The following is an 8,133-nucleotide window of genomic DNA, read 5'->3' as shown; positions in this document are numbered from 1 at the left end:
TTCTAATTTACGTCCAAGCGTTTTCCTTCAAGTAATTTTTACTACTTTAATCTGCTGCGTAGAGACCGGGATTTGAAGCTTTTCATCTTTCTAGCCTAGTGACAGGGTAGTTTTAAGCTATTAAAGGTTCCTTTTTGTATCTAAAATCCAAAAATAAAAAGATAAGATCAGGGAACATAATCTTATCTTTAGCACAAGGAGTAAACAAAAGGATAACTATCATATTTATATCATAACCTACTTTTTGTTAATTTTGAATATTATACCCGTAATTAGGCAGTATATCTGTATTGAGAAATTCATTACAAATTTAGTTAAAATCCAATTGAATTTTACCCAAAGGTTTACTTTCATTTAATTAAATACGATGAAGTATCCACGAAAGTAGATGATTTTTTCTTTGTTATATAAAACTTATAGAAGGGGACATCACTTCTGAAAACCCCCACGTTAAAATCCTGACATGAAAATAAGTGATTTGAACAACGATAAGGTCGTTTAATGCGACACAATGTCATTTGTGTTGCATTAAAGTGAGGAAAACTATTCAAATTAAGTTGCTAACGCAACATAACTTACTTAAAACAACCTATTTTTATATAGTTCATAGAAAACCTAAACTTAGCCTGATAAGCATGTATGACAAGTCAAATTAGTTTTACTGACTGCTCTATTATAGAAACTTTTTAACAGGAGTATATAAGATGAAAGTAACATTTACGATACTTAAAAATCTTTTATTTATAACTGGTACTTTTTTAAGATTAGGGTGGTATAAACTGGTATTTACACATACTTTGTGAAGTGGTCCTTTGTTGCAGTGTTTGTGGGAGCATTTAGGTTTCGCTAGCTGCATTTTTTATTTCTTACTTCAAATCATGATTTTTAAAATCAGATTATACATCCTTCTCTTGAAGTATATTTGAATTATTATTTTTTGATTGTAAGTCTGTTGGGTTATCTGATAGTATATTTTGATTTGAAAATTGGGGTTAAATTAATCCTTTTAAGACTCATACTGTTAACGGCTTAGCATCCGCTTCTAATTCATACTCTAATTGACCATTGGGTTCTAGTGTTGCTGTTTTTACATCTCTAACCTTTGAAATTCCTTAGTTACGTAACGTCATTTCTAATTGACCTACTGTTAAACGCATTTTCTTCAAGTTAGAAACATTTAAAATACCATTTTTAATCACTGTTTTACGCTTACCAGTAATAAACTCCTGGAATGCATTAGATTTTAATTGTAGATATTCTATAATAACCACTGAAATGACAAATATAAATGAACTTACAATTGCCTTTAATACACTTTTTTCTACTATAGGTCGTACAATAACTGTACCAATAGAAATCATTACTACAGCTTGTGCTAATGTCATCTGCGAAGTAAACTCTCTACATGCTATTCGTAATAAAAGAATACCACTCAAGATTAAAATAAATGATTCTCAAATAAAATTCATATAATCTCCCTCTAACAACGAATCTTCATTTTACATTTCCTTTTTGTACTTGAAATACTACTTTACTTAATATTTTGCAAGATGTGCTTTTAGTAACGGGTATTGCCTTTGTAATGGATGTTGATAGGTCTGCGCCTATTACTATCTCAGTTGTTTCTGTCATGGAAAGTTAATCTGTTCGAGCGACACTGTTTGTTTATAATTATATAATTCAACAGCTTCTACTACCCTTTGGGATATTTTTTCCCATTATTGTCTTCCCACTAATAACATTGTGCAGTTAATGTCTAATACGTAAAGGCAGAAATCACTTTATTTTACTCTCTTGGGTAAAGCTGAACCTGAATGTTCAATAGTCGGATGAACATGAACAGTAATTTCGGCATCACTAAAATAATTTTTTCCTTGATCCCAATTCTTACTGATTTTTTTCCATTCTTTATAATTATGCCGCTTATACACTTCTCCTAGTTCTAATACATCTACCTTATATTTTTTTTGAACAAGCTTAATTGATTTTTGGATGCGCTTCTCCATTTCCCTCGAAATATCCTTCTCTAAACGCTTTTCATTCAGACCCCTTTTATGATCATTAAAGTGCAACTCAGCCAATGTACCCTCCAAGGATAAATGAATATCAAATTTCGGTTTTAAGGTATTTTCAGTAAATATCTTTATTTTTCGGTGCAACTTATGAATTTCATATGTAATAAGCTGATTTTTTTTACGTATGGTAAAGAAACCTCCTATTTTTCTGCCTATTATATAATTAATTCCCATTGTTTGTTCCCCGCTTAACGTTCCAATATACTTGTTATCTTTTCCACGAAACAGTGCAGCCCCTCCCATTTGTATCCCCTGTTCTGTTAACTTTAAGATAGGTAATACAAAACTTCGTTTTGAAATAATCTTTTCCTGCACATCACCAATTCTTGCAGCCCCAACCATTTGAGCGTTTTTCGGAGGATGTTCAGCTAACATATCAATATACTGTGCCGGTAAATTTTCAGGTTTTGCACTTTGATTCAATACAGCTTCTGCATTTTCCTCAGTAACGAATAGACGGATATTTCGTCTCATTTCATGATCTCGAATATATACATCTAACGTATTCTGTAAAATATATGGATTCGAGAGTAACTCTTCAGAAAAAATAATTACTTGTATATGCGGGAAGAACAATGTACGACTGATTTTTTTAGCGATAATTTGTATTTGTTCAAAAACGCTATCTGCCTTTGCACTCACATTAATAAAATTACCACTATCTCCATCACCCTGTCCACCTTGTTGTGCCACATGAGGGAGTACCACTTGATAGGTCCCTTTCATAATTGGATTTGATTGCTTTTCCTTCACAATATCATAAGCAGCTCCTACTACAAATCCCCTTTCTTCTATTTCTACTAACTCGGAGCAACCGCTGATAGATCCAACTAAAAGCGTAACTATAATAATTTTAAAAAGGTATTTCACTCCAACGATTCCTCCATTTTATATAAAATAAAAAACTGGAAAGGTACTAGCTCAACAAACTTCATATCAACCCAACCTTTTAAAAATAAAGTTTGCATTGCACTATCTTGTTCCCTTGAACGTATTTTAGAATCTATTATTTGCAAACTTCTCGTCTTTCTTTCAACGTCGATTTTGGGAGACGAATAATTTCTTCCTTCCTATCCCTTTAAGGTGAAGAAGCAATAGGTGTTGTAAAAAAACACTAACAATCTTAAATTTATAAAATGAATCATATGTACAATAAGAGCTAAAATAATCCCATGTAATCCTACATCATTCACTATTAGCAAAAACACAAAAATTAAAATCCGATACCGAATTACGATGCTATATATGAGGAAGTGAAAATACAGTAACTGCAGCAACTGAAATATTAATCACTACGAGGTGGCACTATATAAAAGCGGATTTATAATCATTGCATTCACTACCAATTCCCAAATTATATGACCACCTACAATACCAATTGTTTGTCCCATCAATTTGAGTAGCCTAACCCTAGCTTTAACAAATTCACCCATTAAACTTCCTTTTCAGTAAGTTTTTAGTTAGATTACACTAATACAAAGAAATATATACGAGAAAAGAGCTATCCCTCTTTAAGGGGTACCGCCAGCATTTTTGAAAAAAACCACGCTAAGCAAATTTATATGCGAAAAGAGCCGTATTTTACCCCGTTAAGAGTAAATTGGCTCTTGGATATGTAAAGGGAGCATCGAAAAACTTAGAGGTTGATTAATTGCTCGATAAAAAGAACCTTGTGATACACCAGTTCCTTCTACAATTTCTTTAATAGAGTATTCTTTACTGTCATACATGCGTAATGCAATTGAGAGTTTTTCTTTTTCTAATTTAGGCCTACCTAATCTTTTTCCACGTTTCTTACTTGCTTCTAATCCTTCTTTTAGGGGGAGAAGGAGCAACTGTGCCGGGAAGTGCAAAGTAGTTTCCAATAAATATAACAATAAAAAAGAAACGCAAAGTTTTTTACTGTTGCGTTTCTTCTGTAGGTTTAGGATAAAGTTTGATTAAAAATTACTTTAAGCTATATAAAAAGCTATCGATTAGTCCTTCCTACATAAGCGTTGGACATTTCACATGTTTGTCCTAGTTGAAGAGAGTTCATTAAAATCTCCATATCTATCTGTATATACTCTATACCTTTTTTGATTCTTCCATCTTGAAAATAATTAAGGTTAGGATTTTTTGATAAATACGTGTATTCGTTTACTTTTTACATAATTGCTATTATTGGTAGTTTTAATAAAAACATACATATAATGGTGATTATTATGGGAAAATATCATAAATAATCAAATCCTATAATTTAATAATTAATACAATATAATCCAAAACTTACAACGAGTTACTTTTCAATTTGATTTGTGACTGGATGGAGGGAATATGAAAAAAATTACACAAAACAAATTATACTATTTGGTATTTCATTAATATTTATGACAGGATGCTTGCAAAAGTCTCTTATTGATGATGTTCAATTAATTCAAGGCGTTGTATACGATACAACAAAAGATAAAATAAAAGCAACAATTGTCTGTCCTATTCAACAAAAAGGTCATAAAGTTCAAGTATTTGAGAATATTGCAAACACAGTAAAACAAGGAAGAGAAAATGCCTTTTTCGAATCTGCACAGCCGTTTGCCATTGGCCAATTACGTGTTGCTCTTTTTACAGAAAAATTAGCTAAAAAAGATATAGCGGTAGCGTATGATACACTTCTACGAGATAGTAGTATAGGACACTCAATATATCTAGGGATACTGGAAGGTAATGGATATGATCTATTCTCTGGAAAATATCAAAATAACTTTAATGTTGCAATTTATATAAAAAATCTGTTGGAACACAATATGGAAACAGGTTCATTACCGTATGATAATTTACATCATAACTCTAATCGCTATTACACAGTAGGACAAGATAATTTTCTGCCAATATTAAAAAAACAAAAAGATAAAATAAAAATTCAAGGTTTAGCTCTTTTCAATGAAGAAACATATGTAGGGAAATTGGAACCAAAAGAGATGTTTGTTTTTAGAGGATTGCTTGAAAAACATAGATTGAACTCTCAAGAATTTAAAAGCCACGGCGGTTATGTATTAATTAACAACATCCGTTCCACTCCTTCCTATCATGTTCGGATTAAAAATGGAAAACCATCTTTTTATATTCAAGTTAAAGTGGATGCTCGTCTGCAAGAAGTCTCAAAAAGAATAAGTCTAGAAAATAAAAAGAATTTCGAGATAATAACAAAGAACATAGAAAAACAACTTAATACAGATAGTAAAAAGCTACTAAAAAAACTACAAAATCTAAATGTAGATCCACTTGGTTTAGGCTCTAAATTTAAACAGCATTATAAATCATTTAAGTTAAAAGAATGGAACAAAATATATAAAACAGTACCAGTAAAAGTGAAATACATTGTAAATATTGAAAATTCAGGAGTCGTTGAGTAAGAAAATTGAAATGGTTTACCATGAGTTTTATGAAAACCATCTATATGTTTGCCGAGGCTTGTAATACTTTCAAATATAAAAACAAATTAGTTTTTCCAAAAATTATATGCTAAACAAATCTAAGTTTCCCTTTATGTCTAATTGTGCTATTATCTATTCAATGCAATTTTCATTGCTTATATATGACAAAAATACGCTACTCATTCAATACAAAAATGTCAATTCCATAATAGAATTGACATTTTTGTATTGAATTAAAGACTTGAACCCACTTTTATTTCACCAATATGGGGGTAGTGACAGGGTTGCAGTCATAGACCGCAAAGTAAAAACACAGAGATTTGTCACCTCTGTGTTTCTTCGAGTTTTCGTTGATTAATTGCTCGATAAAGAGAACCTTGTGATACACCAGTTCCTTCTACAATTTCTTTAATAGAGTATTCTTTACTGTCATACATGCGTAATGCAATTGAGAGTTTTTCTTTTTCTAATTTGGGTCTACCTAATTTTTTTCCACGTTTCTTACTTGCTTCTAATCCTTCTTTCACTCGTTCCGCAATTAAATTTCTTTCTAATTCTGCAATGACACACATCATTTGCAACATAGCCTTACCTGTAGGCGTTCTTGTATCCATATTCTCTTTCAATGATACAAATTGAACTCCTATTTCTTCGAACTGTTGGATAATACTTAGGATATCTAATGTTTTCCGTCCTAAACGTGAGATACTTTCAACTACAACAGTATCTCCTTTTCTTATCACATCAAACAAATTTATAAGACCTTGTCTTTCTCGAATCGTTCCAGTGAATTTCTCTTGTATGACTTTTTCACATCCGTATTCAGTAAGTGAATGGATTTGCCGATCTAAATTTTGATCGATAGTAGATACGCGTGCATAACCAATAATCATTTGCTTCCTCCTGTACAATCATATATTTACATTGTACCGAAGGTTCATTTATTGTAAAGGTATTTGGTAATACTTTTGGTAACTATTTTTTGCAACTCAAAAAACCTTATAAATATAGAAATAGAAGCAAGATGAGAAATGTTACAAAAATATTGGTTTTTGGTAAGAGTTCTTTTAATGGATTTGTTTATAAAATACAAATGAGATTAACCTTGATTAATAATAAATAAATCTTTGAAAATCCAAAGAATATTTTCAATTATTTTAGAAAAGACTGTTTCTTTTATAATTTATAGTATGTACAAGCCCTACATTAAATAAATTTTTTAAAGAGAAAGGAGGTATATAATGTCAGATGAGAATGAAAAAAAGTATTCAAACGAATTAGCCCAAGCTGATTTCATATCTGCTGCAGCGTTTGATCCTAGTCTTGTAGGCCCTACATTGCCGCCAACTCCACCATTTACACTACCGACCGGTCCGACCGGAGCTACTGGTCCCACTGGAGCTACTGGTCCTACTGGAGCCACTGGTTCTACCGGAGTTACAGGTCCTACTGGAGTTACAGGTCCTACTGGAGCTACTGGTCCTACGGGAGCCACTGGTTCTACCGGAGTTACAGGTCCTACTGGAGCCACCGGTCCTAGCGGAGCCACTGGTTCTACGGGAACTACAGGACCTACCGGAGATACAGGTCCTACGGGAATTACAGGACCTACCGGAGTTACAGGTCCTACGGGAATTACAGGACCTACTGGAGCTACCGGAACAACTGGTTCTACAGGACCTACTGGAGTTACAGGTCCTACGGGAGCTACTGGTCCTACGGGAGCCACTGGTCCTACAGGAGCCACTGGTTCTACCGGAGTTACAGGTCCTACTGGAGTTACAGGTCCTACGGGAGCTACTGGTCCTACGGGAGTTACAGGACCTACCGGAGCTACAGGACCTACCGGAGCTACAGGACCTACCGGAGCTACAGGACCTACCGGAGCTACAGGACCTACCGGAGCTACAGGACCTACCGGAGCTACTGGCGCTACAGCAACAACTTCTACAAAGGCTATCCTTTTTGGTGGTACTAATGCGGGATTTCAGCGCATAGCAGGATCACCTGGTGCAGATTCACAAACGCTCCCTTATGTAACAGCAGGAGCTGGTAGTGTTGTTGCGTTTTCTGCTTCTATAAATGTAAATAACTTAGGTACAGGTGTATATTTGTTGCGAGTATGTGATAATGTACCTACTAATCTAGCTTCACCGGGTGCTGGTCAAATAGTCTCTACAATTACGCTTACACTTACAGCCAATATTACTGGAACTATAGTGTTTTCGATTAAACCAACTGATATTGGAGCACAACCTGTAAAGGTATTTAATCCTAATCCAGTGGTAGCCCCTGCAACAGTTACATGGACTAGTACAATACCTGGTAATCCAGTTGCAAGGACAGATGCTATCTCACTTTTTATAACTCCAGGAATTACTCAAAGTGCTGTATACTCTGTATTTATATCTACTGCAGTTTAAAAAAATTAATACTATATACATACAATACTAGTTTTGAAGGACTACTATTGTATACGAATTTATGGTAGAGCCCAAGGGATATAGGGCTCTTTTTTTATGGATTAAGACTGGGATTTTACATTTGATATATACTAATCAAATTATACTTAGTTAAATGCTATAATTTGTATAATAAAGGCTATTCTCATGTCCCCTTATAGCATCTGCAGAGATCTTTATTAA

At 33.5% G+C, this 8,133-nt stretch carries 5 protein-coding genes and 3 pseudogenes; 2 read left to right on the top strand and 6 right to left on the bottom strand.

The window, feature by feature from the left end; translation table 11 throughout:
- Window positions 1–1,013 precede the first annotated feature (1,013 nt).
- The 5 genes and pseudogenes from QCI47_RS29745 to QCI47_RS29725 all read right to left on the bottom strand — a co-directional run.
- Window positions 1,014–1,361, bottom strand: a pseudogene (locus QCI47_RS29745) (DUF421 domain-containing protein).
- A gap of 133 nt (window positions 1,362–1,494) precedes the next feature.
- Window positions 1,495–1,632 (bottom strand): hypothetical protein, encoded by a 138-nt coding sequence (locus tag QCI47_RS29740; RefSeq protein WP_012614910.1) that lies wholly within the window; start codon window positions 1,630–1,632, stop codon window positions 1,495–1,497.
- Window positions 1,633–1,781: 149 nt separating this feature from the next.
- Entirely contained in the window at window positions 1,782–2,945 is a 1,164-nt protein-coding gene (locus QCI47_RS29735; RefSeq protein ID WP_000876124.1) for a Ger(x)C family spore germination protein, read from the bottom strand.
- Window positions 2,946–3,664: 719 nt separating this feature from the next.
- Window positions 3,665–3,895: pseudogene (locus tag QCI47_RS29730) on the bottom strand (helix-turn-helix domain-containing protein); the annotation flags it as partial.
- 152 nt (window positions 3,896–4,047) lie between these two features.
- A pseudogene (locus QCI47_RS29725) lies at window positions 4,048–4,214 on the bottom strand (IS4 family transposase); the annotation flags it as partial.
- A gap of 230 nt (window positions 4,215–4,444) precedes the next feature.
- Here QCI47_RS29725 and QCI47_RS29720 point away from each other — a divergent pair.
- A complete protein-coding gene (locus tag QCI47_RS29720; RefSeq protein ID WP_483299105.1) occupies window positions 4,445–5,467 on the top strand; it encodes a Ger(x)C family spore germination protein in 1,023 nt (340 codons plus the stop codon).
- A gap of 344 nt (window positions 5,468–5,811) precedes the next feature.
- Here QCI47_RS29720 and QCI47_RS29715 read toward each other — a convergent pair whose 3' ends face one another.
- On the bottom strand, window positions 5,812–6,381 hold the full coding sequence (locus tag QCI47_RS29715; RefSeq protein ID WP_000583544.1) for a recombinase family protein: 570 nt from the start codon (window positions 6,379–6,381) through the stop codon (window positions 5,812–5,814).
- A gap of 348 nt (window positions 6,382–6,729) precedes the next feature.
- Here QCI47_RS29715 and QCI47_RS29710 point away from each other — a divergent pair, with 348 nt between their 5' ends.
- Entirely contained in the window at window positions 6,730–7,911 is a 1,182-nt protein-coding gene (locus QCI47_RS29710; RefSeq protein ID WP_001278806.1) for an exosporium leader peptide-containing protein, read from the top strand.
- Window positions 7,912–8,133: the final 222 nt, after the last annotated feature.

Source organism: Bacillus cereus group sp. RP29 (assembly GCF_040459765.1).
Classification (GTDB): domain Bacteria; phylum Bacillota; class Bacilli; order Bacillales; family Bacillaceae_G; genus Bacillus_A; species Bacillus_A paranthracis.
Note: the sequence above shows the minus strand (reverse complement) of the source record. Positions and strands in the feature narration are given on the sequence as shown.

Bases quoted from the DNA above. Each gene is read 5' to 3' on its own strand.
- QCI47_RS29740 (WP_012614910.1), bottom strand. From the start codon at position 1,632: ATGACAGAAACAACTGAGATAGTAATAGGCGCAGACCTATCAACATCC.
- QCI47_RS29720 (WP_483299105.1), top strand. From the start codon at position 4,445: ATGACAGGATGCTTGCAAAAGTCTCTTATTGATGATGTTCAATTAATT.
- QCI47_RS29715 (WP_000583544.1), bottom strand. From the start codon at position 6,381: ATGATTATTGGTTATGCACGCGTATCTACTATCGATCAAAATTTAGAT.
- QCI47_RS29710 (WP_001278806.1), top strand. From the start codon at position 6,730: ATGTCAGATGAGAATGAAAAAAAGTATTCAAACGAATTAGCCCAAGCT.